General features: G+C 58.4%; 17 protein-coding genes, 1 tRNA gene, 3 rRNA genes and 2 pseudogenes. 8 read left to right on the plus strand and 15 right to left on the minus strand.

Translation table 11 applies throughout. From position 1 onward, the window contains the following. Position 1: 1 nt before the first annotated feature. Positions 2-2551, plus strand: coding sequence for an ABC transporter permease (locus CKALI_RS11510; RefSeq protein ID WP_156193484.1), 2550 nt, complete (start codon positions 2-4; stop codon positions 2549-2551). Positions 2552-2625: 74 nt separating this feature from the next. Here the strand turns inward: CKALI_RS11510 and CKALI_RS11515 are convergent, their stop codons facing one another. After that, the gene (locus CKALI_RS11515; protein WP_156193485.1) at positions 2626-4086 is read right to left on the minus strand and encodes a sodium/proline symporter; all 1461 of its coding nucleotides are present in this window, start codon (positions 4084-4086) and stop codon (positions 2626-2628) included. Then, positions 4087-4212 carry a hypothetical protein gene (locus CKALI_RS12315; RefSeq protein WP_269076354.1) on the minus strand — a complete coding sequence of 42 codons (126 nt, stop codon included), beginning with the start codon at positions 4210-4212 and terminating at the stop codon, positions 4087-4089. An 87-nt stretch (positions 4213-4299) separates the two neighbouring features. On the opposite strand from CKALI_RS12315, the gene CKALI_RS11520 reads away from it, so the two are divergent. Beyond that, positions 4300-4914 (plus strand): GyrI-like domain-containing protein, encoded by a 615-nt coding sequence (locus tag CKALI_RS11520; RefSeq protein ID WP_156193486.1) that lies wholly within the window; start codon positions 4300-4302, stop codon positions 4912-4914. A gap of 45 nt (positions 4915-4959) precedes the next feature. Next, the gene (locus CKALI_RS11525; RefSeq protein WP_156193487.1) at positions 4960-5412 is read left to right on the plus strand and encodes a carboxymuconolactone decarboxylase family protein; all 453 of its coding nucleotides are present in this window, start codon (positions 4960-4962) and stop codon (positions 5410-5412) included. On the opposite strand, the gene CKALI_RS11530 is transcribed toward CKALI_RS11525, so the two are convergent. The 9 genes from CKALI_RS11530 to CKALI_RS11570 all read right to left on the minus strand — a co-directional run bounded on the left by CKALI_RS11530 (position 5413) and on the right by CKALI_RS11570 (position 16188). Continuing rightward, positions 5413-6867: an NAD-dependent succinate-semialdehyde dehydrogenase gene (locus CKALI_RS11530; RefSeq protein ID WP_156193488.1), complete on the minus strand. Its 1455-nt coding sequence runs from the start codon at positions 6865-6867 to the stop codon at positions 5413-5415. 109 nt (positions 6868-6976) lie between these two features. Beyond that, positions 6977-7999 carry a pyridoxal phosphate-dependent aminotransferase gene (locus CKALI_RS11535; RefSeq protein ID WP_156193489.1) on the minus strand — a complete coding sequence of 341 codons (1023 nt, stop codon included), beginning with the start codon at positions 7997-7999 and terminating at the stop codon, positions 6977-6979. A 159-nt stretch (positions 8000-8158) separates the two neighbouring features. Next, positions 8159-8231: transfer RNA gene (locus CKALI_RS11540), tRNA-Ala, on the minus strand. Between the two features lie 54 nt (positions 8232-8285). Further along, positions 8286-8403 (minus strand): 5S ribosomal RNA (rrf, locus tag CKALI_RS11545). A gap of 128 nt (positions 8404-8531) precedes the next feature. Further along, positions 8532-11608 (minus strand): 23S ribosomal RNA (locus CKALI_RS11550). A 371-nt stretch (positions 11609-11979) separates the two neighbouring features. Further along, positions 11980-13496, minus strand: a 16S ribosomal RNA gene (locus tag CKALI_RS11555). Together the 16S, 23S and 5S rRNA genes with 1 tRNA gene alongside form the textbook arrangement of a ribosomal RNA operon. A gap of 441 nt (positions 13497-13937) precedes the next feature. Next, a complete protein-coding gene (locus CKALI_RS11560; RefSeq protein WP_156193490.1) occupies positions 13938-14969 on the minus strand; it encodes a hypothetical protein in 1032 nt (343 codons plus the stop codon). Further along, positions 14966-15808 (minus strand): AAA family ATPase, encoded by an 843-nt coding sequence (locus CKALI_RS11565; RefSeq protein ID WP_156193491.1) that lies wholly within the window; start codon positions 15806-15808, stop codon positions 14966-14968. Before CKALI_RS11565 ends, CKALI_RS11560 begins: the two co-directional genes overlap by 4 nt. Next, a complete protein-coding gene (locus CKALI_RS11570; RefSeq protein ID WP_156193492.1) occupies positions 15805-16188 on the minus strand; it encodes a GntR family transcriptional regulator in 384 nt (127 codons plus the stop codon). Before CKALI_RS11570 ends, CKALI_RS11565 begins: the two co-directional genes overlap by 4 nt. Positions 16189-16397: 209 nt before the next feature. Between CKALI_RS11570 and CKALI_RS12380 the strand changes: the two are divergent. Together CKALI_RS12380 and CKALI_RS12385 are read left to right on the plus strand one after the other, a co-directional pair. Beyond that, a pseudogene (locus CKALI_RS12380) lies at positions 16398-16971 on the plus strand (NYN domain-containing protein); the annotation flags it as partial. Between the two features lie 251 nt (positions 16972-17222). Next, positions 17223-17630, plus strand: a pseudogene (locus tag CKALI_RS12385) (NYN domain-containing protein); the annotation flags it as partial. 101 nt (positions 17631-17731) lie between these two features. Here the strand turns inward: CKALI_RS12385 and CKALI_RS11580 are convergent. Both CKALI_RS11580 and trxA read right to left on the minus strand, forming a co-directional pair. After that, positions 17732-18565, minus strand: coding sequence for a PspA/IM30 family protein (locus CKALI_RS11580; RefSeq protein WP_156193494.1), 834 nt, complete (start codon positions 18563-18565; stop codon positions 17732-17734). 107 nt (positions 18566-18672) lie between these two features. Then, positions 18673-19047 carry a thioredoxin gene (gene trxA / locus CKALI_RS11585; protein WP_156193495.1) on the minus strand — a complete coding sequence of 125 codons (375 nt, stop codon included), beginning with the start codon at positions 19045-19047 and terminating at the stop codon, positions 18673-18675. A 184-nt stretch (positions 19048-19231) separates the two neighbouring features. On the opposite strand from trxA, the gene CKALI_RS11590 reads away from it, so the two are divergent. The 3 genes from CKALI_RS11590 to CKALI_RS11600 all read left to right on the plus strand — a co-directional run bounded on the left by CKALI_RS11590 (position 19232) and on the right by CKALI_RS11600 (position 22884). Beyond that, positions 19232-19435 carry a heavy-metal-associated domain-containing protein gene (locus tag CKALI_RS11590; protein ID WP_231580469.1) on the plus strand — a complete coding sequence of 68 codons (204 nt, stop codon included), beginning with the start codon at positions 19232-19234 and terminating at the stop codon, positions 19433-19435. 68 nt (positions 19436-19503) lie between these two features. Continuing rightward, positions 19504-21630 (plus strand): heavy metal translocating P-type ATPase, encoded by a 2127-nt coding sequence (locus CKALI_RS11595; RefSeq protein ID WP_156193496.1) that lies wholly within the window; start codon positions 19504-19506, stop codon positions 21628-21630. A 93-nt stretch (positions 21631-21723) separates the two neighbouring features. Continuing rightward, positions 21724-22884: an MFS transporter gene (locus tag CKALI_RS11600; RefSeq protein WP_156193497.1), complete on the plus strand. Its 1161-nt coding sequence runs from the start codon at positions 21724-21726 to the stop codon at positions 22882-22884. On the opposite strand, the gene CKALI_RS11605 is transcribed toward CKALI_RS11600, so the two are convergent. Both CKALI_RS11605 and dnaB read right to left on the minus strand, forming a co-directional pair. Next, the gene (locus CKALI_RS11605; RefSeq protein ID WP_156193498.1) at positions 22881-23702 is read right to left on the minus strand and encodes a fumarylacetoacetate hydrolase family protein; all 822 of its coding nucleotides are present in this window, start codon (positions 23700-23702) and stop codon (positions 22881-22883) included. The genes CKALI_RS11600 and CKALI_RS11605 overlap by 4 nt on opposite strands. A gap of 1 nt (position 23703) precedes the next feature. Next, positions 23704-25197, minus strand: a complete 1494-nt coding sequence (dnaB, locus tag CKALI_RS11610) for a replicative DNA helicase (RefSeq protein ID WP_156193499.1) — start codon at positions 25195-25197, stop codon at positions 23704-23706. Positions 25198-25203: the final 6 nt, after the last annotated feature.

The raw sequence follows: 25203 nt of genomic DNA on the forward strand, positions 1-25203 counted from the left end.
CATGAAAAACGCAATGCGCACAATTTCCTTGCGCAATCTCTCTGCGCATAAACTCAGGCTGGCGCTCACGCTGCTGGCCGTCATCCTAGGCACCGCGTTCATCGCAGGCTCCAACATGCTGTCCGCGAGTATGAACAATGCCTTCACCGACATCACGACGAGCACGTACGAGAGCATCGACTTGCAGGCTTCACCGAAGGACAAAATGTCCCTCGGCATCCCGCTGTCCGTCCGCGACGAGCTCCGCGCCAACCCAGACATCGTCGCTGTGGACGTGGAGGGGCTCAACCCGAGCATCGTCGTGGCTGGACCAGATGGCAAGGCCCTGCAGTCCGGCGGCGCTCCTTCCCTCGCCCTGTCACAAGCACCTGATGGATCGACCGTCGGCAATATTACGACCCTGACCGAGGGCAGCATTCCGACCGAGCCGGGGACCGCGGCTATCAACTCGGGCGCGGCTGAAAAGGCTGGCATCAAGCTTGGCGACGACATCACTATGGTGTCCGCGACCAGCCGCGACACCTACCGCGTGGTGGGCATCTACGACACCGACATGGAGGTCGGTGGCTTCGTCGGCTTAGTCATTCCCGAGAGCGACTACCTGAAGAGTTTCACCGATGGGCAGCACCTCTCCGGAATGCCGATCGATGTCAAAGGTGACGTTGCAGCAGCTCAGGCCACCCTGGAAGCCAAGTACCCTGACCTGAAGTTTGAGACCGGCACGGCGCTGGCCGAAAAGGCGAACAAGGAGATCAAGGATTCCTTGGCCTTCATGAACTACTTCCTCTGGGCCTTCGCGGCGATCGCCCTGCTGGTCGGCTCGTTCATCATCTCCAATACCTTCTCCATGATCATCTCCCAGCGCCTGAAGGAATTCGCGCTGCTGCGCAGCCTCGGTGCCTCCCGCAGTCAGATCACCACGGCGGTGGTCTTCGAAGCGGCCATCGTCGGTCTGATCGGTTCCGCGCTGGGCATCCTCGCTGGTATGGGCATCACGAAAGCGATCTACGCGGTGATGGAAGCCCAAGACCTGGGCATGCCGGATGCTGGATTGTCATTAGATACGGCTTCAATCGTTGCTCCGATTGTCGTCGGTGTGCTGGTCACCGTGTTCTCCGCCTGGGCGCCAGCCCGACGCGCCGGACGTGTCCACCCAGTTCAGGCCATGCGTTCGGGCGATCAGTCTAGCTCCAACTCACTGACCGTTCGCACAATCATCGGTGCAGTCTTCATGCTGGCTGGTGCCGCTGCAGCGTTGTACGCAGGACTGAACTCGGATATGGGCGATACCAAGACGCGCGCGATCACCGTGGGCGTTGCCACCTTTGCGGTCATCTTGGGCCTCTGGCTCGCCGGTCCAGCACTGTCGATTCCGATTGTCGGCTCCATCGGTCGCGTGGTAGGCCTGCCGTTCGGAAACGTCGGCAAGCTGGCGTCGACAAACTCGCGTCGCAACCCACGCCGCACCGCAGCCACCGCTTTCGCCCTCACGCTGGGTCTTACCATGGTGTCCGCCATCGGCATGATGGGCGCCACCATGCGCGACAACGTCGACGACCTCATCGACACCACCTTCACCGCTGACTACATGCTCCGCGCCCCTGCCACGATGGGCATGCCGATCCCCCTCACCGTTCCCGAGCGAGTAACGCATATCGACGGCGTGGAGGCAGCCACCGCGCTCTACCTGGCGCCCGTAACGATCAATAAGCCACCGGCCACCGCTTTCAATGACATGATCGGGGCGATCGAAGGTGACCCGGCCAAGGCCATGACGCTGGACATGGAATCCGGCGACTCCAACCTCGAGGGGCGCGAAGGCGCGATCCTGGACTCCAACCTGGCCACGGAACACGGCGTGCAGGTCGGCGATACTATCACCCTCTTCTCCTTCTCCGGAGAACAGACGCAAGCGCCAGTGACGGGTATCTTCAAACCAAATCCGTCCATCGGCACGGCCATCTTGTCCATGGAGTCGGTCAGCCGCATCGTCCCGGAGCAGCGCCTGCGATTGCTCAATGTGATCATCGACGCCAAAGACGGCGCTGACCTCCAGCAACTCCGCACCGATCTGGAAGACGAAGTCTCCGGCGACCTCACGGTCATGGTTCTCGATCGCGAGGACGTCAAGGGCGAGGTCGGCAAGCAAATCACAATGATGCTGAACATCCTCTACGCGCTGCTCGCGCTATCCGTGATCATCGCAGTCCTCGGCATCATGAATACCCTTGCGCTGTCCGTATCCGAGCGGCGCCAAGAGATCGGCATGCTCCGCGCCGTCGGTATGCAGCGCAGCCAAGTATCCCGAATGATCCACCTGGAAGCCATTGTGATCGCCCTGTACGGCGCGGTTGTTGGCTCCCTCATCGGACTGGGGCTGGGCTGGGCGTTCATCAAGAGCCTGTCCGACATGGGGCTGACAACCATCAGCGTCCCGTGGCTGCAGGTCGGGGTCGTGGTCCTTGCCTCCGGTTTGGTAGGCCTGATCGCCGCCCTGATGCCAGCCCGTGGCGCAGCGCGAACCCAGCCGCTGGAGGCTATCGAAGAATAGCCTGCACATTCTCGAGGGCCGGTGGTGAGCTATTTCCCACCGGCTCTTGCCATGCGCTTATCGACGCCTAGTGGTTACAAATCTGCCATCGCCTCGCGAATCTCCGAACTAACGGGGTGGCTCTTTTGCGTGAGCAACGAGCCCACGACCATCGCAATAGTGGAGGCCAGCAGCCCGGCGAGCATCGGATCGGTGCTGGTCATATCTGCCAGGCCGGATTGTTTCCAGGCCACGGAGACCACTGTTCCGGCGATCATCGAGGCGATGGCACCTACTGAGTTGGCCTTCTGCCACCACACCGCGCAAATGTAGGCCGGGGCGAAAGCGCTGCCCAGGATGGTGGTAGCAAAGACGACCAGCGCGAACACTCCTGGTGGCTGCCAGAGTGCGAGACCGATTCCGCCGGCAGCCAGTAGCAGCACCATAGTGCGTGAGATCCTGACCATCTGGCGCTCGCTCATGTTCTTGATGAAGAAGCGCCCGAAGACGTCCCGCGCTGCGATGGTGGAGGTCTGCAACAACAGGGCATCAGCGGTAGACATGATCGCTGCCATCACAGCTGCCATCACAATGCCTACCGCAAATTCCGGTAGCACCGACTTGGCTACTTCGAAGATGGCCTGCTCCGGATCACTGAGACCCGGCAACAACACGATTGCCATGGTGCCAATCAGATACGGGGCGGGGATGAACAGGATGTTAAACAACATCGAATAAACCCCGGCGCCGCGTGCGACGGACGGCTTTTCCATTGCCATATGGGAGACCACCACGTGGGGCCAGCCCATGTAGCCGATGGAAAAGAGCAACAGCGCGCCAAGGATCGTTCCCCAATCCGCCTGATATTGCAGGTCGGCACCCCACATGGTGAGCAGGTTCGGGTTCACCTCTCCCACGCGTTCATGCCCCGTCGTCACCCCACCAACGGAGCGCAGGGTGGCGATCAAAATCCACAACATGCCAATGAGCATGACGATCGCCTGGATAAAGTCCGTGTACGCCACCGCCAAATAGCCACCCAGGAAGGTGTACAGCACGATCACGCCCACCGCGATCAGCAGCGCCACTTTGAAATCCAGGCCAGTGACCGATGCCAAACCCGAGCCACCGGCAATGAACTGAGACAACACGTAGAGGAATAGGGCGCCCAGCGCGATGGGAGCGGCCACAATCCGCACCCACGGTGACTGGTAGCGATCCTCCAAGTATTCAATCGAGCTCACCGAACCGAGCATCTTGGACAGCTTGCGCATTCGACGCCCTAGCACTGACAGGTTCAAAATGCCGCCGCCGAGATCCCCTAGCGCGTACCACATGCCGAAATATCCCTGGGTGAATCCCAACGAGCCAGCGCCCAGGAACATGTACCCCGACATCGACGATGACTGCAGGCGCAGCGCCGTCACCGCAGGTCCCAGCCTGCGGCCGCCCAGCAAATAGTCTTCGGTGCTTGTCGACGACCTCCGCGTCGTCCACATACCAATGGCCGCCATCAGCGCGAAGTACACCACCAGGACAATGAGTGCGACGTTCATCTAGTCGCCCTCATTCTCGGTAGCCTGCCAGTCCCGGCTAAAGACCCAGAAACCAAGCGTGTACAGCAACCACCCCGCGGGAATCACGGACATGATGATCGCTGTTTCCAGAGGTAATCCAAACACGTGTGCTCCCTTTCTATTGCAGTAAAGAGTGGCATACATCCCGCCTTCAAGCGAAAAAATTGACACTTTTCTTCATAAACTCAGAGTGTGGAGAAAACAGATCTGAAGAAGGTGCACCGGGCGGAGTACGCGCCGAAAAACCGAAGCTGGGAGCTTATCGACGTCCCTCCCGCCCAATACTTGATGATCGACGGCGCGGGCGATCCCAACACCTCGCCATTGTATAAAACCGCAGTTGAAGCCCTGTACTCGGTGTCTTACGCCATCAAATTCCTCAGCAAGGCCGAGCAGCGCGACTTCGTCGTCATGCCACTTGAAGGCCTGTGGCATGCCGCGGACTATGGCGTATTTACCCGGGCAGAGAAGGACAGCTTTCGTTGGACGATGATGATTCGACAGCCGGAGTGGATCGGTCAGGAGGAGCTGCAGGAGGGCATCGACAAGGCCGCTAAAAAGTGCGAGTTTCCGGATATCCGCCTAGCAACCCTCAGTGAGGGGCTCTGCGCGCAGGTGCTGCACATCGGTTCCTATGACGAGGAAGCACCCCTGCTCGCGCAACTCCACGATGAATGGATGCCTGAACGGGGGCTAAAGTTCAACGGGCTGCACCACGAGATTTATCTCAGTGACCCGAGGCGGGTCGGGCCTGAGAGACTCAAGACCGTCTTGCGACAGCCAGTGTCGGAATATTCCCCGACCTAGGGGGTTGAATTAGAGGACGACCCCCTAATCGGAAAGAGAAGCACAGTGAAGCCAGGACGCCCTTACCTCGACAAGACTCATCCCGAAATGTACAAGACGCTGAACGGGCTGTCCCGCCAAGCGAAGGATGCGGCCATCAGCGCGGGGCTGGATACGGCGCTCATCGAGCTGATTAAGCTCCGTTGTTCCCAAATTAATGCCTGCGTCACCTGCTTGAGCCTGCACGTTCCCGAGGCAAGGCGCGTCGGGATAAGCGAAACCAAAATTAACGTTCTCCCGGCCTGGCGCCAGGCCGATGTTTTCTCCCCACGCGAGCGCGCATGCCTACAGATTGCGGAAGCAGTCACCATCACAGATCCAAACCGGGATTGGGACGCCGAATTCGCCGCTTACGGTGCCGCGCTGTCAGACCAAGAAATTGCAGCAGCAGAATGGATCGCCATTGTGATCAACTCGTACAACCGACTTTCGCTGCTCAGCGCGCACCCAGCGCTGTAACTAGTACGGGTTCTTCACCCCGATGTACTGCAACGAGGTGTACTCCTCGATGCCCTCCGCTGCGCCTTCGCGGCCCATGCCAGAGTGCTTCACACCGCCGAACGGCGCAGCCGCATTGGAAATGACACCCGAGTTAAAGCCCATCAGTCCGAACTCCAATCCGTCGGACATGCGGTACATACGGTCTGGATCCTGGGTGAACACGTAGGAGGCCAGGCCGTACTCGGTGTCATTGGCCAGCTCCACGGCCTCTGCTTCCGTATCGAATGGGAAGATCGGGGCAACTGGTCCGAAGATTTCCTCGCGGAAGACACGGGACTCGATCGGAGCGTCGACGATGACCGTCGGCTCGTAGAAGTAGCCAGCGCCCTCTACTCGCTTTCCACCGACGAGGATGCGGCCCCCGCGGGCGACTGCGTCGTCGACAAGCTCGGCAATGTGGTCGACTGCGTCCTGCTCCACCATCGGACCGCAGGTGACGCCGTCGTCGAGGCCGTTGCCCACCTTAAGCTCGACGATCGCCGCGGCGAACTTGGCAGAGAACTCGTCGATGACGGATGAATGCACGAGGAAACGATTGGCAGCGGTGCATGCCTCGCCGATGTTGCGCATTTTCGCGCCCATGGCTCCCTTGACCGCAGCATCCAGGTCAGCATCCTCGAACACGATAAACGGGGCGTTGCCGCCGAGCTCCATCGAGGTACGCAAGACGTTTTCCGATGCCTTGGCCAGCAGCTTCTGGCCGACCGGAGTGGAGCCGGTGAAGGAGATCTTCCGCAGGCGTCGGTCCTCCATGATCGGATTGGAGATGGCCGATGCCGACTTACCGGACACCACGTTCAACACGCCCGATGGCAGGCCCGCATCAAGCATGGTCTGGGCGAAGTATTGCGCGGTAAGTGGGGTCAGGCGTGCGGATTTGAGCACCATTGTGCAGCCAGCAGCCACTGCCGGGGCAACCTTGCGGGTGGCCATCGCCAATGGGAAGTTCCACGGGGTGATCAGCAGGCAGGGGCCGACAGGCTTGCGACGGGTGAGCATCGGGAAGCCAGCGTCAGGCGCGTGGCCGAACCGGCCGTTCATGCGCGCAGCCTCTTCACCAAACCAGCGCAGATACTCTGCACCGTATTTGACCTCGCCGTGTGCCTCGGCCAGTGGCTTGCCCATCTCGAGTGTCATCAGGGTAGCGAACTCTTCGGCGCGTTCCGTGACGAGTTCGAAGGCGCGGCGCAGGATTTCGGAGCGCTCGCGGGCCGGGGTCTGGGCCCACTCTTTCTGCACAGCGCAGGCGGCATCGAGGGCCTTTATGGCGTCCTCGGCACCTGCGGACTGCATGGTAGCGATCACCTCGCCTGTCGCCGGGTTCTTCACATCATAGGTTTCCCCCGTGATCGAGTCCACCCATTCGCCGTTAATCAGCAGGCCAGCTGGGACTTTTGCGAGCAGCTCTTTCATGTGTGAAACCTTCCCCCAGCGCGAGGCTGGACTTGAGCAACAGCCAAACGAATGGCTTTGCAGCCCAAGGTACCCCACACCCGGAGGCTCCTTCAATGCCGCGCCGGAACTAAAAGTCCCAAGCTTCCAGCAGCTTGTCGGTTTCCTCGGCGGTGGTAGCGGTGATGCGAATGCCCTCAGGGAAGGCACGAACGAGAACGCCACGATCGGCAAGAACGGAGGCGATCTCGGCTGGTGGCCGAGGCAGAGACGAGGCCGGGAGCCAGACGAAGTTCGCTTCGGAGGGGATCGTGCCGAGGGCTGTCGACAAGCGCTCGCGCTCAGTCACGGTGAGTGCAACTCGCTCGGCGAGCTCGTCGCGGGCGCGCAGCGATGCGACCGCGCCTGCCTGAGCGACGGAGCTGACGGAAAACGGGATCGCAACTTTGTTCAGCGCCTCAATGATGGGAACAGCACCGAAGCAGTATCCGACGCGCACGCCGGCCAAGCTGTACGCCTTGGAAAAAGTCCGCAGGCCCACAACATTCGGATGGGAGGCCAGGAAGTCAGTGGCGACCGGCGTATCGGTGGCCTTGTTGTATTCGAAGTAGGCTTCGTCGAGCGCGACGATTACGTCGGATGGTACCTTGCTCAAGAACTTGATGAATTCACCTGACGTGACCGTTGTACCCGTCGGGTTGTTCGGGTTGCAGACGAAAACTAATCGTGTGCGCTCGGTGATCGCAGCGGCCATGGCCTCCAGATCGACACCGTCGTCCTTTAATGGAACCGCGACCGGCGTCGCGCCGACGACCTGTGCGAACAATGGGTAGGCCTCGAAGGAACGCCACGGAAATACAACTTCGTCTCCCACGGTGGAGGTGATCTGTACGAGTTGCTGGCACAGTGCAGAGGAACCGGTGCCGACAGCTATCTGCTCGAGCGACAAGCCGAGGTGATCAGCTAATTCGGTGCGCAACTCGATCGCACCCATGTCTGGGTAGCGGTTCGCCCCGGCGGCGACATCGCGCATCGCAGCGACTGCAGCTGGCAGTGGAGGTTGTGTCGTCTCATTGGAGGACAGCTTCGTCGCTCCATCCTGGCGCTTGCCTGGGACATAGGCCGGCAATGCAGCCAGATCTGCACGAATCACTTCACAAACTCCTTTTGTGGGGAAAAATCTGTTTTGTCTCAGTGTAGTCGCCCAGCTCAGCTGGCTTATCGACGCCCACTGGAACGACAATGCCGTGTGAGTAGAAGAACGAGAAAGACCCCGACACCATTAACTGATGTCGGGATCTCGTTTTAGTTGTGGAGCATAGGAGAATCGAACTCCTGACCTCCTGCTTGCAAAGCAGGTGCTCTACCAATTGAGCTAATGCCCCAAGAATGGGTTCATGGACCCGGAGGTTATCCGGGTCCATGAATATGAAGTTTTTGGTCGGCGGTGTCCTACTCTCCCACACCCTCCCAGGTGCAGTACCATCGGCGCAGTAAGGCTTAGCTTCCGGGTTCGGAATGGGACCGGGCGTTTCCCTCACGCTAATAACCACCGACACAACTGTGACAATCGGCCACACACACATGTGGTGTGGGTGTTGTGTCAGATACTGCATAGTGAACGCGATTTATTCTTGTTTTTGCTTGCGGCAAGATGTTTTGTTTGCTGTTGCGTGCCCCATGTTTGGGTTTTGTTAGTTGGTGTATTAGTACCAGTTACCTCCACACATTGCTGTGCTTCCAGATCTGGCCTATCAACCCCATGGTCTATGGGGAACCTCAAAAGAAACCTTATCTTGAAACAGGCTTCCCGCTTAGATGCTTTCAGCGGTTATCCCTTCCGTACGTAGCCAACCAGCCATGCACCTGGCGGTACAACTGGCACACCAGAGGTACGTCCGTCCCGGTCCTCTCGTACTAGGGACAGCTTTTCTCAAGTTTCCACGCGCGCGGCGGATAGAGACCGAACTGTCTCACGACGTTCTAAACCCAGCTCGCGTGCCGCTTTAATGGGCGAACAGCCCAACCCTTGGGACCTACTCCAGCCCCAGGATGCGACGAGCCGACATCGAGGTGCCAAACCATCCCGTCGATATGGACTCTTGGGGAAGATCAGCCTGTTATCCCCGGGGTACCTTTTATCCGTTGAGCGACACCGCATCCACAAGCCAGTGCCGGATCACTAGTCCCGACTTTCGTCCCTGCTCGACCTGTCAGTCTCACAGTCAAGCTCCCTTGTGCACTTACACTCACCACCTGATTGCCAACCAGGCTGAGGGAACCTTTGGGCGCCTCCGTTACTCTTTAGGAGGCAACCGCCCCAGTTAAACTACCCACCAGGCACTGTCCCTAACCCAGATCATGGGCCGAGGTTGAGGTATCTACTACGATCAGAGTGGTATTTCAACAACGACTCAACAACACCTAGCGATGCTGCATCACAGTCTCCCACCTATCCTACACAAACCGCACCAAACACCAATACCAAGCTATAGTGAAGGTCCCGGGGTCTTTTCGTCCTGCCGCGCGAAACGAGCATCTTTACTCGTACTGCAATTTCACCGGGCCTGTGGTTGAGACAGCAGGGAAGTCGTTACGCCATTCGTGCAGGTCGGAACTTACCCGACAAGGAATTTCGCTACCTTAGGATGGTTATAGTTACCACCGCCGTTTACTGGGGCTTAAATTCTCCGCTTCGGACTTTACGTCCTAACAGGTCCTCTTAACCTTCCAGCACCGGGCAGGCGTCAGTCCGTATACATCGACTTATCGTCTTCGCACGGACCTGTGTTTTTAATAAACAGTCGCTTCCCTCTATTCTCTGCGACCACAACCAGCTCACGTTGTAAAAACGATCACCGCTTGTGGTCCCCCTTCTCCCGAAGTTACGGGGGCATTTTGCCGAGTTCCTTAACCACAGTTCACCCGAACGCCTTAGTATTCTCTACCTGACTACCTGTGTCGGTTTGGGGTACGGGCCGAATATGCACATCGCTAGAGGCTTTTCTCGACAGTACAGGATCACCAACATCCCCTTTTAAAGGGTACGCATCACGCCTCACCCAACATGCGGTCCCGGATTTACCTAGGCCGCGGGCTACACGCTTACACCACAATCCAATAAGTGGCTCGGCTACCTCACTGCGTCACCCCATCACTTAGCTACTACCAGATCAGGCCCCACGCATCCACACCACACAACACTCAAAGAGCATCACGAGGTGTTTCAGGGTGGTTAGTATCACTGATTCACCATGGTCGCGCACACTCGGGTACGGGAATATCAACCCGTTATCCATCGACTACGCCTGTCGGCCTCGCCTTAGGCCCCGACTCACCCTGGGAAGACGAGCTTGACCCAGGAACCCTTAGTCATCCGGCGGATGAGATTCTCACTCATCAATTCGTTACTCATGCCTGCATTCTCACTCGCGTACACTCCACACCAGGTTACCCGGATGCTTCAACGCAGTACACGACGCTCCCCTACCCAACATATAAATATATTGCCGCGGTTTCGGTGGTGTGCTTGAGCCCCACTACATTGTCGGCGCAGAACCACTCGACCAGTGAGCTATTACGCACTCTTTCAAGGATGGCTGCTTCTAAGCCAACCTCCTGGCTGTCTAAGCGATCCCACATCCTTTTCCACTTAGCACACTCTTAGGGACCTTAACCGGCGATCTGGGCTGTTTCCCTCTCGACTACGAAGCTTATCCCCCGCAGTCTCACTGCTGCACTAACTTTGGCCGGCATTCGGAGTTTGGCTGACGTCGCTAAGATTGTAGTCCCGCTAAACCAACCAGTAGCTCTACCTCCGGCAAGCACCATGCAACGCTGCACCTAAATGCATTTCGGGGAGAACCAGCTATCACGGAGTTTGATTGGCCTTTCACCCCTACCCACAACTCATCCCCTCAGTTTTCAACCTAAGTGGGTTCGCGCCTCCACAACCTCTTACAGCTGCTTCACACTGGCCATGGGTAGATCACCCCGCTTCGGGTCCAAGACATGCCACTAAACACACTAGTTAGTATTCGCTTTCGCTACGACTACCCCACAACGGGTTAACCTCGCGACATGCCGCTGACTCGCAGGCTCATTCTTCAAAAGGCACGCCATCACCGAACAAGTCGGCTCTGACGGATTGTAGGCACACGGTTTCAGGTACTATTTCACTCCCCTCCCGGGGTACTTTTCACCATTCCCTCACGGTACTAATCCGCTATCGGTCACACTGAGTATTCAGGCTTACCGGGTGGTCCCGGCAGATTCACAGCAGATTCCACGAGCCCGCTGCTACTCGGGAAACAAACACGCATGGCTTGCACATTTTCAGGTACCGGGCTCTCACCGTCTACGGCAGGCGATTCCACACCACTTCCCCTAACACACAAACACACACGACCAACACGGCAGTATTGGAACAGCTTGCTCCCACAACCCCACACACGCAACCCCTGCCGGGTATCACACGCATGCAGTTTAGCCAAACATCCGCTTTCGCTCGCCGCTACTAACGGAATCACAATTGTTTTCTTCTCCTACGGGTACTGAGATGTTTCACTTCCCCGCGTAACCCCCACACCCACTATGAATTCATGGGCAGGTAACTAGGCATAACCCTAGCTGGGTTTCCCCATTCGGACACCCTCGGATCAACGCTCTATTGGCAACTCCCCGAGGCTTATCGCAGCCTTACACGTCCTTCATCGGCTCAGTATGCCAAGGCATCCACCGTGCGCCCTTAAGTAACAAAAACACCATACAAAAGGCAAACACAAACAAAATATATGCCACAAAAAACAAAGAAACACAATAAAAATTGCATCGCGTCCACTATACAGTTCTCACACAACACACCCCCCACAACCAGCAACCACACCATCCCACAAAGAAACAGTCACGCAACCAGAAAGCAAGGAGCCCATTGAAACAACACAACAGTGTCATTCCAGACACCCAACAGCATGCCAAGCACAAAAACATATTTAAGTCATATTTCCGGTCGTGATGACCACCACCATATAAGCGGCTAGTTAGTCTCCACCCGATTCATAAACCAACAGCCACACACTCGGTGACTGAGTTGGTGTACACGGCTCACAACTGTGAGCCAAAAAAGCTCCTTAGAAAGGAGGTGATCCAGCCGCACCTTCCGGTACGGCTACCTTGTTACGACTTCGTCCCAATCACCGATCCCACCTTCGACAGCTCCCCCCTAAAAGGTTGGGCCACTGGCTTCGGGTGTTACCGACTTTCATGACGTGACGGGCGGTGTGTACAAGGCCCGGGAACGTATTCACCGCAGCGTTGCTGATCTGCGATTACTAGCGACTCCGACTTCATGGGGTCGAGTTGCAGACCCCAATCCGAACTGAGGCCGGCTTTCAGCGATTAGCTTCACCTCACAGTGTCGCAAACGCGTTGTACCGACCATTGTAGCATGTGTGAAGCCCTGGACATAAGGGGCATGATGATTTGACGTCATCCCCACCTTCCTCCGAGTTAACCCCGGCAGTCTCTCATGAGTCCCCACCATAACGTGCTGGCAACATAAGACAAGGGTTGCGCTCGTTGCGGGACTTAACCCAACATCTCACGACACGAGCTGACGACAACCATGCACCACCTGTACACCAGCCACAAGGGAAACTACATCTCTGCAGCGATCTGGTGTATGTCAAGCCCAGGTAAGGTTCTTCGCGTTGCATCGAATTAATCCACATGCTCCGCCGCTTGTGCGGGCCCCCGTCAATTCCTTTGAGTTTTAGCCTTGCGGCCGTACTCCCCAGGCGGGGCGCTTAATGCGTTAGCTACGGCACAGAAGTCGTGGAAGACCCCTACACCTAGCGCCCACCGTTTACAGCATGGACTACCAGGGTATCTAATCCTGTTCGCTACCCATGCTTTCGCTCCTCAGCGTCAGTTACTGCCCAGAGACCTGCCTTCGCCATTGGTGTTCCTCCTGATATCTGCGCATTTCACCGCTACACCAGGAATTCCAGTCTCCCCTACAGCACTCAAGTTATGCCCGTATCGCCTGCAGCTCCGAAGTTAAGCCCCGGTATTTCACAGACGACGCGACAAACCACCTACGAGCTCTTTACGCCCAGTAATTCCGGACAACGCTCGCACCCTACGTATTACCGCGGCTGCTGGCACGTAGTTAGCCGGTGCTTCTTATACAGGTACCGTCACGTTAGCTTCGTCCCTGTCGAAAGAGGTTTACAACCCGAAGGCCGTCATCCCCCACGCGGCGTCGCTGCATCAGGCTTGCGCCCATTGTGCAATATTCCCCACTGCTGCCTCCCGTAGGAGTCTGGGCCGTGTCTCAGTCCCAATGTGGCCGATCGACCTCTCAGTCCGGCTACCCGTCGACGCCTTGGTAGGCCATTACCCCACCAACAAGCTGATAGGCCGCAGGCTCATCCCACACCGCAAAAGCTTTCCACCATCGACACTAAACAATGGTAGGTATCCGGTATTAGACCCAGTTTCCCAGGCTTATCCCAAAGTGCAGGGCAGATCACCCACGTGTTACTCACCCGTTCGCCACTCGAGTACCCCGAAGGGCCTTTCCGTTCGACTTGCATGTGTTAAGCACGCCGCCAGCGTTCGTCCTGAGCCAGGATCAAACTCTCCATAAAAGATCAAAATAATCAGAACTATGAAAAGCCCAACTACCTAGCAAAAAAACAAACAACCAGCAAAAACAAACCCCAAAAGGCCTGCCTCTATCTAGATTGTCCAAAAATACGTGACTCCCCCAAAATCCGACGAGGAAAGAAAAGAAAGCCACAAAATTGAGTATTAATGCTTACACAGACCCCTCACGGGCCTGCCGGCACCAACACACAACCAAAAACAACTTAAAAAAATAAGTACTTGGCACACTATTGAGTTCTCAAACAACACACGCACAACCAACCCCCAGCCCCAAAAGACTGAAAGAAAAAGAAGGCTTGTAATACCAGCGACTCGTTTTCCTACCGCCACACACTCAAAAGCGGGGCGTTGTCGGTCACGCTGACCCACATAAAGTTACACACCCCCAACCCACAACACAAACCCGCAGGTAAATAGCGGTTTTATAGGGTTACATTAGTTGCGCTTCCGAACGATTCACGCAGTCCGCTGGAACCGAACACTCCAGTCCTTGCACGCCGTGGCGCATAGATGAACAGAACAAACAGCCAGATCACGAGCACGACACTTAGCTGAGCGATGCAGAGCGCGAGACTGTCCATAATCACGCTTGAAGAGATCATCACAGCAATCACTCCCACAAAGACGATGACAGGCGTGGCGATGCCGAGCTTTCGAAACGCTCCAATGAACAATGCCACCTGCATAGTGAGGCTCATAGTCAGCAACGGCAACAGCTGGTGCCATTCCAATCGCTCCACTGCCCAATAAGCCATTGCCATTGTGCCGAGTGCGTAAAGCGCCACCATGGAAAGAGTTACCCACCGAAGATCTCGGACTACGCAGGTTGCGGACCGCCCGTAGATTCGTGAAACCGAGAGCTGGTTTTTCACCAACACAACCATGCCGGCGAGCATCGGCCAATAGGCTCCCATCATCGCTGGCATGATGCTTTCCACATCACCGTGCCCGCGTCGGATAATCATCGGGTAAATGAGCAACATGCCGACAATCACCGCAATCCACATCATTAGTGGTCGGATAAGGATGTCGAAGCGAATTCCTCGCACTGCATCTGTGGCAAAGATGAAGGGTTGCTTTGCTCCGAAGCTCTCCTCCGGGCGTCGAAAAGCCTGCACGCTGAGTCCAATCACCGTTCCGACCGCGCAAAACACTGCGTTCCGCGAACCGTTGATCAGCGCGCCAGGCACAAGACTCAGGGTGATTATCGCGCCGATGAGCGCTGCCACCACGAAGCGAATTTGTCTAGTTGTACGCCGGGACAGGCCATAGAGCCGGAACCGGTTGGGATCGGCAGTGTAAAGGCCCACTATCACCGCGGTGCCAACGAGTCCCGCGAAGGCTATCGGTAAGCCGAGTTCTAGGTTGAGAAACGGGAGGTAGAGAGCCATGAGGGTGACCCAGAATAGTCGGCGCCAATCAAGGATCAGCGAGGCAATGTTTCGCGCGGTCATCGCAATGCCTCCTGTAGCGCCAATACTGCGGTTTCTAGATCCACGGCGGAGACGCGGACGTGCGGTTCAGTTGGCACGTTAATTCCTACCCGAGTATCAATGATGAATTTGGTTGTGCCACCAACGGTTTCCTGGGCCAGCACCGGAACATCCCAGCTGGCTAGGGTCTCAGCCGGGCCAGTTATCTCAAGGATCTGATTGGTCAGCGTCTCCACATCAGAGGAAAGGTGCACGCTGCCGTCACTGATCAAATGCACCGAGTCGAGCACGCGTGCACTTTCATTGATGTGGTGGGTGGAGAGCAGGATAGTGCGAGGCTGTTCCTCCTGTTCGTCCAAGAGAATGCGGTAAAGCAGTTCTCTGCGCTGGGCGTCGATGCCCAAGTAGGGCTCGTCGAGGAGCGTGAACGGGCAGCGTGCCGCAAGGGCAAACACCACGGCGACCGCAGACTTTTGGCCCAGCGAAAGTTTGCCGAAAGGCGTGTCCGCCGAAACTTCAAAGCGATCCAGGAGCGCAAGCGCATGGTCAAGATCGTATGTCTGCCAGCGCTTAGCCCCTAGCGCAAAAATCTTCTTCGCCTTCCAATTGATGGGAAACACCATGTCCGCTCCGGAAAACACGATGCGATCCATCGCGCTTTCATTGTCAAACGGGTCCGTGCCGAATACCGAAAGCTCGCCACCATGCGGAAGTTGCCCAGCGAGCACACGCATCAGCGTGGTTTTGCCCGAGCCGTTCGGCCCGATCAGGCCGTGAATAAGGTCAGGGGCCAGCTCCAGGTTCAGGCCGGTTATGACGGGTTCCTTGTACTGCGCGGAGAGATTGCGGGCGATAATCATGGCTGCTCCTTGTATAGGCCGCGGCTTTCCGCGACCCGATCTAGTAGGTCGTGTACATCTGCGCGGTGCATGCCTAGTTTCACGGCTTCATCCACGAGTGGCGCCAAGTAGTCAGCTGCAAAGGCTTCTCGACGCCGTTGCACGATGAGCATTGGCGCACCTGCGGTGACAAACATGCCAATCCCCCTCCGCTTCTCCAGCACGCCACTTTCCACTAGTAGGGCCAGCCCTTTGCGTGCGGTAGCCGGGTTAATGCGGTGGAAGGCTGCAAGTTCATTGGTGGAGGGCGCTCGGTCACCGACTGCGAGCGATCCCTCCACGATGGAGTCTTCGATCAGGTCTGCGATCTGACGAAAGAGTGGCGCGGTCGACTCGTCCACAGCCCCTCCTAGCTATTTAGTTGGTTACTTATGTAACTAACCATACCACCACCAGAAATCGATGGCAATGGCGACAAATGGGGCCGATGGGCGTCGAAAAGCTGCAGGCCAGGGCATTATGAAACAAAATTTTCGACGCAGCAGGGGGTAATAGGGCATGCTGGTTATACATAACTTAGATACAAAACAATGAACGGAAATTAGGAGCCATGCTTGAACGAACAATGGTCTTTGTGGACACGTCTTACCTGCTCGCGAGCTTTTACAACTCGTGGGAAACAGGAGCACGCGCACAATTAGAAATTGACCTACCCGAGGTCGTAGCCGTCCTCGGAACCATGATCGAAAACCAAATTAAGCAGCCCATCCACCGCCAGTTTTGGTACGACGGCATCCCAGACACCGGCCCCCACCGATACCAACGCGCCCTGCGCACCTGTGATGGCGTACAGCTTCGGGCTGGTCAGCTGATTGAGTGGGGCGAGCGCCGTACCCAAAAAGCGGTAGATACTCGCCTCGTTGCCGACCTCGTCCTCGCCGGTGTCCGTGGCACCTGCTCCGACATCGTGCTGGTCTCCGGCGATGCCGACATGATCCCGGGTGTCCAGGAAGCGGTCAACGCCGGCGTACGCGTTCATTTGTACGGCTTCGGCTGGGACTCTATGTCCTCCGCACTGCGTCACGCCTGTGACTCGACCACCATCTTTGACCCGCGTGAAGACTTCGCCGACTGCATGCAGCTCCAGGTACTCGAGGGCCCACTGCCACCAGTTGTGCGCACGAAACCCATCGGGGACGCCGAGCCTATCGACGTCGATGGCACCACCAACTTTGGCGACGTGAAACCGCACTTCCCTGCACGGCCAGGGGAACCCAGTGTGGAAAAGCCACGCGAGACCGACGACGATTGCCTGTCCGAAGGCGAACGCGATGAACTTGCTCAGGACCCAGCACCTGCGCAGCCTTCAACCCCGTCGCCCGCGCTGCTCGCCCAGCAAGCAGCAAAGACGACTACTGACGAGTCGCCTTCGGAGTCTTCTCCAGCAGAACCCGCTGAGGAGGAAGATTCCGCCAAGGAGGACCAGGAATCCCGCCCGATCCCGAGCCCATCGATGATGGCACCACGCCGCAAACTGCGTTCGAGGTACGTGCCCCTTCCTAATGAAGTGTGGGCATCGGCCGGATTCCAAACCCCGTTTGAAGTCGGGCAACAGTACGCATCGTGGTGGTACGACAACGCCGCAACACTCGAGCAGCGCGACTCTGCGCATCTCTTCTCCGGCGGCGGACTGCCACCCGAGATCGATCGGCCGTTGTTGCAATTCGCCTGCGAAACCCTGCACGAGTACACCCTGACCGAGACCCAGCGCGTGAGCCTGCGCGATGGTTTCCACTCCGGAATCCGTGGTGTGCTCATTAACCTCGGCCGTCGGACGGACTAGCTGTTAGCGCCCAGTTCAGGCCAGAGATACGAAAGTAAAGAGAGGCGGAGCCCATGTGGCCCCGCCTCTCTTCTTGTTCGCAGCCTCCCAGCCGCTGATTCCTACTTTTCCGAAGACTTCTCAGTCGACTCTTCAGCAGGCTTTTCAGCGTCGGCTTCCGCACCCTGCTCTTCAGCAGCGGATTCGTCAGAAGGGGCAGCCTCGAGCTCCTTATCGGCCTTCATGGAGGCGCGAATCTCGTCGAGGCGTGCGTTGGCCTTGAGGTCGACGCCCGCAGACTGAATCTCTGCCATACGGTCGCCCACGGTGGACTCCACGAGCTCCTGAGCGCCCAACGCGTTGGCGTAGCGACGTTCAATCTTCGCTCGAACATCATCGAGAGTTGGCACGGAGTCATCCTTGCCAAACTGGTTGATGGAATCCATGGACTCGGAAACCTTTTCCTGCATGGATGCCTGGTCCGCCTGCGCGCGGAGCTGGTCGATCTGGGCCATCTGCTCCTGCAGTCGCAGCTCAGATTCCTTCTGCTGCTTCTTCGCCTGCTCAGCTGCGGCAGCTCCCTGGGTGTGCATTGCCTTCGTCTGCTCAATCTGCTGCTCCACAGCAACAAGCTGGGAGGCAAAGATTTCTGCAGTGGTGGTGAACTCCGCGGCCTTGGAGGCGTCGCCGTCGGCGGAGGCTTTGTCTGCGGCGAGGATGGCTTGGCGAGCCTTGTCTTGCAGGGAGGTCTGTTCCTTGACCAGGCGATCGAGCTGCATTTCCAGCTGGCGCTGATTTCCGATGACGGCTGCCGCCTGTTCGGTAATCTTGCGGTGCTGCCCCTTGGCGGCTTCCACTGCCTGCTGGATCTGCACCTTTGGATCGGCGTTTTCGTCGATCTTTGCATCCAGGGATGCGGTCAGGTACTTCCAGCCCTTGCTAAACGGATTCGCCATGGTGGGTCAACTCTTTCCTGGTCAGTTGGATAAGCTTCCCACCATTCTAGTGTTTGAGCATGGGGGACGCTGCCCGGGAGGGCAGGTCTTTGGTATCGAATAGGTAACTACTCGCCCTGAGCTGCGTTCTGCTCAGCCACCTGACGGCGCACATCTTCCATGTCGAGTCCCTTGATTTGGGTGACCAGGTCCTCAAGCGCGTTGGCTGGGAGGACGCCGGCCTGACGGAAGACCATGATGCCGTCGCGGAAAGCCATCAGGGTTGGGATGGACTGGATCTGCAGTGCTGCAGAGATGCCCTGGTTAGCATCGGTATCTACCTTGGCGAATACCGCGTCGGTGTGATTCTCCGAGACCTTTTCAAAGATTGGAGCGAACTGACGGCATGGGCCGCACCAGGATGCCCAGAAGTCAACGAGGACGATGCCGCCATCGGTAACAGTCTTCTCGAAGTCGGTCTCGGTAATGTTTACGGTTGCCATTGCTAGTCTCCTTGACTCATCGGTGGGTGTTCTAGCTGGTTCAACCCTAACGCCTCCCAGGATATTCCCGCAGGCCGCCCTGTGACTAGTGCCACGTTTACTTTTTATCGCTTCCTGGGCTATTAATGTCTCATACAGATGTATGAATATTAATGCTGCCATTGTCGAAAGGGCTTGAGTTTCAGTGACGAAAAACTACCAGATCGAGGGAATGACCTGCGAGCACTGCGTGAAGGCAGTGGAAGCCGAGGTAAACGAGGTTCCCGGCACCCAGGGCGTTGACATCGATCTTGCCTCTGGCCGCATGTCCGTGCACGGCGAAGACTTCTCTGATGACGCCATCGTCGAAGCCGTCATCGAAGCTGGCTACAAGGTCATCGAGCAGTAAGTGACATGGGGGCCGTGAGGCCCCTTTTTTTGCTTGCACCTGATACCCCCTAGGGGTATGTTGGGGATATGTCTACCACTCATATTGACCTCGGCGTCACCGGTATGACCTGCACCTCTTGCTCCTCCCGCGTGGAGCGCAAGCTCAACAAGGTGGAGGGCGTAGCGGCGACCGTCAACTTCGCCACCGAGACCGCCAGCGTCACCTACGATCCTGCGCTTATCGACGCCACCGGCCTCATCGCAGTCATCGAAAAGACTGGGTACGGCGCTGTTCCCGTGGAGCAAGAGCAGGACGTCGATAAGCATGCGTCACTGGGACGTCGGCTTGTGGTGTCCGCGCTGCTTGCCACGCCGGTGATGCTGCTGTCGATGATCCCGGCGCTGCAGTTCGACTACTGGCAGTGGGTAGCCCTCGCTTTGGCCACTCCGGTGTACTTGTGGGGCGGTTGGCCATTCCACCGCGCCGCCGTGGTGAACCTCAAACATGGCGCGTTCACCATGGACACGCTGATCTCACTAGGCACCACCGCCGCGTACCTCTGGTCCCTCGTTGCCCTGTTCTTCGGCGGCGCGGGCGAGGTCGGCATGAAGATGCATATGAGCTTCACCGCGCACTCCGGGCACGGTCTTTACCTCGAAACCGCGTCGATGGTGATCGTGTTTCTGCTGCTGGGACGCTGGTTTGAGGAGCGCGCCAAGGGCCGGTCTTCCGCCGCACTGAAGGCGCTGCTCGACCTGGGCGCCAAGGATGCGCACGTGCTTCGCGACGGCATCGAAGTCACCATTCCCATCGCGCAGCTGCGCGTCGGGGACCGGTTTATCGTCCGACCGGGCGAGAAGATCGCGACTGACGGTCGCGTACTCGAGGGCCACTCCGCGGTTGATAACTCGATGTTGACCGGCGAGTCGGTGCCTGTGGAAGTAGCTCCTGGCGACCTCGTGACCGGCGCATCGCTGAACAGCTCTGGTCGGCTATTGATCGAGGCCACGCGCGTGGGCGAAGACACCACTTTGGCGGCTATGGGCCGACTCGTCACTGAAGCGCAGGCAAAGAAGGCACCTGTCCAGCGGACGGTCGACAAGATCTCCCAAGTGTTCGTGCCGGTTGTGATTGTCACGGCAATCATCACCTTGGCAGTGCATCTACTAATGGGAAACGCCGTCACCGATGCGTTTTCCGCCGCAGTGGCTGTGCTCATCATCGCTTGCCCATGCGCCCTAGGGTTGGCCACTCCGACCGCCCTATTGGTTGGTACGGGTCGTGGCGCGCAGCTCGGCCTGCTGATCAAGGGCCCTGAGGTGCTGGAGGCCACTAGACAGGTGCAGGCCATCATCTTTGACAAGACCGGCACCCTGACCACCGGAAACATGAAGGTCACTAGCGTGTCAGGCCCCAACGACACCCTTGCGCTGGCCGCCGCTGTCGAGCAAGGTTCCGAGCATCCCATTGCCAAGGCGATCGTCGCTGCGACCACGGATATCCCAGAGGCGAGCGACTTCCGCGCTGAAACTGGCCAGGGCATCTCGGCTACCGTCGCCGGTCAGCGAGTGTGGGTGGGCCGACCGAATGAGACCGTCAACGCCCCGGATGGATCCACCCCCGTCGCGGTGCGAGTCAATGACCAGGACTACGGCTTCGTGGTCGTCCAGGACACCCCGAAGCCGGAGGCCGCTGAGGCAGTCGCACACATCAAACAGCTGGGCATCGAGCCATGGCTGGTCACCGGCGATAACGAGGGCGCGGCGAAGGACGTCGCAAAGCAGCTCGGCATCGACCACGTGGTCGCCGGAGTCATGCCCGCCGACAAGGTGGCGCGCGTTGCTGCACTGCAGGAATCCGGCAAGAAGGTCGCGATGGTCGGCGATGGCATTAACGACGCCGCCGCTCTCGCCCAAGCCGACCTGGGACTAGCCATGGGCGCCGGCACCGACGTCGCGATTGAGGCCAGTGACATCACCATCATGAACAATGACCCCCGCAGCGCCGTCGATGCGATCCGGTTGTCCCGGTCAACCTTGCGAATCATCCATGGCAACTTGTTCTGGGCGTTCGCCTACAACGTCGTGCTGATTCCAGTAGCTGCGATGGGACTGCTCAACCCCATGCTCGCTGGTGCTGCGATGGCCCTGAGCTCGGTGTTCGTTGTGACAAACTCCCTCCGACTCCGAGGTTTCAAAAGTAGCTTTCGCTAAGTCTGCATAGGCGGGTATTCCCAAAAGCCCGCCAGCGAGGTCTCCCACATGGTAAAGCTGTAATTCGGATCACATTTTACTTTGGGAGGCGCCATGGATAAATGGCTCAGAATCGCCCTCGGCATGTTTATCATCGCCTTCGGTGCAAATAGCTACGCTCCGATGCTGCTCGCCTACAAGATGGAAGCGGGCTTGAGCGAATCAACCGTGACCTTCCTGCTGGCCGCCTACATCCTCGGCCTCGTGCCCGCGCTGCTCATCGGCGGCAAACTCTCCGACCGCGTTGGTCGCCGCGCCCTCATGCGCCCCGCCCTGGTCATCTCAGCACTGTCCTCGCTGATCATCCTTGCCGGCGGATTCGGCCACACCTGGCTCATTGGCCTCGGCCGCTTCATCGGCGGCATCGCCATCGGTTTCGTGATGTCCTCCGGCGCAGCCTGGCTGCGCGAGATCTCCGACGCCCCTGCTGCCGTCAGCGCCAAACGCGCAACGCTGGCCAGCACCGGTGGCTTTTCCGGCGGTCCGCTGGTGGCAGGCCTGCTCGCGCAGTTTGCGCCCTTCCCACTGATCCTGCCGTGGGCCTTCCATGCCATCGCCACGGTCATTGTCGCTTTTCTGGTCTGGAATCTGCCCGAGGTGCCAGTCGCTGGAACCATCAAGGGCAGGATGCTACCCAGCATCGCGTTTAGCTCCCGTTTCCTGTGGTCCGTCGCAGCCTGGGCGCCCTGGGTGTTCGGCTGCGCGTCCACCGCCTTCGCCATTTTGGTTTCGCTCACCAACCAGCACTTCGAGCACAAAATCGCCTACGCAGGTGTCATCGCCTGCGTCACGATGGCCATTGGCATGCTCGTCCAACCGATCGTCCCGCGCCTGGGCAAAGGGTTTGTGCCACCGGCCGTCATCGGCATGGGTTTCGCGTTCCTCGGCATGGTCTTCAGCTACATCATCGTCCGCACCGACAACCCGATGTGGGTCGCCCCAGCAGTGCTCTGTCTGGGCACCGCCTACGGCATCATGATGGTTTCTGGCCTGCGGGAAGTCCAGCTCATGGCACCAGCCCACGAGCTCGGCTCCCTGATCGGCATCTACTACTCCATGACCTACTTGGGATTCTTCGTCCCGTTTGTGGTCTCGCTGTTCGCGCCACGCTTCGGCTACGACACCGTGTTCCTCATTGGCATGGCCGTCATCGCGCTGTCCGTCTACCCGGTGACCCGAGTGATTCGGAAATATGCACCGGAGACGGAAAGCTAGCGAACCGCTACCGCGTTCTTAATCGAGCCGATGCCCTCGATAGAAATCTCGACCACGTCCCCATCCTGCAGGTAGACCTGTGGGTTTCGGGCGTGTCCCACGCCCTCCGGGGTGCCGGTGGCGATGACGTCGCCAGGCTGGAGCGTGTAGATGCGAGAGATGAACTCGATCAGATCAGCCGGGGTGAAGATGAGGTCGCCTGTTGAATCCTGTTGCATCACCGCGTCATTCACGCGAGTAGTGAGCAGGCCACCCGGCTTAAAGTCGGTGTCAATCCACGGGCCGAATCCGGCAGTGTGCTCGAAGGACTTGCCCTGGTGCCACTGCTTGGTCTGGTTTTGGAAGTCACGCATCGTGAAGTCGTTGATGATGGTGTAGCCGGCAATCACGCTGTCAGCGTCGGCAGCGGACACGTTACGTGCGGGAGCGCCGATCACCACGGCGAGCTCGCCCTCGAAGTCTGGTTTCGCAGCGGCAAAGGCAGGCACGACCGACGTATCGTAAGGCCCGATCAACGCCTCCGGGTACTTGATAAACAAGGTCGGAACCTCGGGCTGCTCATGCCCCATCTCACGAATGTGCTTGGCGTAGTTCAGGCCGACGCAGATGATCTTGCCGGGGCGCGGGATGACCGGTGCCAAGTTCGCGGGATCGAATTCAATCGGCTCGGATTCGACATCCAGCAGGATGGCGTACCAATTGGCGTCGGCAAGCAATGCTCCGACATCGGCGAATCCTTCGATGACGCGGGCACTGGTGGGGCCATCGACGAGGATGGCCTGGGTCTGCGAACCCGTGCGGAGCGTGGCGATGCGCATGTTAACCCCTAGCTAGATCGACAAAACGAGAGTAATGCAGCTGGTGGGCAACCGCGATCGTATCGATCGGGCCACCACGGTGCTTAGCCAAAATGATATCGGCTTCGCCGGCGCGCTCGTCGTCTTTATCCTGGGAATCTGGTCGGTACAGCAGCATAACCATGTCGGCGTCCTGCTCCAGCGAGCCGGATTCACGCAGGTCGGCGATCTGGGGGCGCTTGTCCGTACGGGATTCCGGACCACGGTTGAGCTGGGAAATCGCGATGAGCGGCACGTCAAGTTCCTTGGCCAGCAGCTTCAGGGAACGCGAGAACTCCGAGACTTCCTGCTGGCGGGACTCCACACGCTTACCGGAGCTCATCAGCTGCAGGTAGTCCACCACGATCATCTGCAAGTCATACTTCTGCTTCAACTTGCGGGCCTTCGAGCGAATCTCCATCATGGTCAGGTTCGCGGAGTCATCAATGAACAGCGGGGCCTGCTCGATCTGGCCAACGCGGTTAGCGAGCTTGGCCCACTGCTCCTCTGACATCCGGCCGGAACGCATATCCGTGAGTTTGATGTCCGTCTCCGCCGAAAGCATGCGCATCACGATCTCCGGCTTCGACATTTCCAGCGAGAAAATGACGGATGCCTTGTTGTGCTTGATGGAGCACGAGCGCATGAAGTCCAAGGCCAGGGTGGATTTACCCACACCAGGACGCGCGGCGATGATGATCATCTGGCCGCCATGCAGGCCGTTAGTGAGGTTATCCAGGTCGACGAAGCCAGTCGGCACGCCCTGGGCCAAGCCACCGTTCTCGGCGATCTGGCTGAGCTCGTCCATCGTCGGATCCAGGATGTCGGCCAGGATCGAGTAATCCTCCGTCGCTTGCTTCTTCGCGATGCCGAAGACCTCTTGCTGAGCGAGATCCAGGACCGTATCGAGTTCGGCGCCTTCGGTGCCTTCATAGCCGAGCTGGACGACGCGGGTTCCGGCGTCGACAAGCCTGCGCAAGATGGCCTTTTCAGCGACGATCTCCGCGTAGTAGCGGGCGTTCGCCGCGGTCGGGACACTGGAGACCAGGTCGTAGAGGTACGGCGCACCACCGATGCGTTCGAGGTCATTGTTGCGGTCCAGGCGACCGCGCACAACCAGCGCATCAACCTCAGTGCCCTCGGTAAATAGCTCGATGATCGCGGTGTAAATGACCTGGTGGCGAGGGTGGTAGAAGTCATCCGGCATGAGGATCTCCACCACGTCCTCGATAGCGTGCATCGACATGAGCATCGCGCCGAGCACGCCCTTTTCCGAGTCGCTGTCGTGCGGTGGCTGCCGACCGAACTCGCGGCCCTCGGGGATGTCCTGGTTACGGGCCCGCTGAGCCCCACGACGCTGCGGGCGCGCAAACGCCTGGCCCGGCAGATCATCGTAGGACACGTCTGCCGGCGCGTCCTGAGGCTCTGGTGGAAGGGGCACATCGGAATCGTCGAAGCTGGTGTTTGGCGTGGTCACTAGGCC

This window comes from Corynebacterium kalinowskii, assembly GCF_009734385.1.
GTDB lineage: Bacteria > Actinomycetota > Actinomycetes > Mycobacteriales > Mycobacteriaceae > Corynebacterium > Corynebacterium kalinowskii.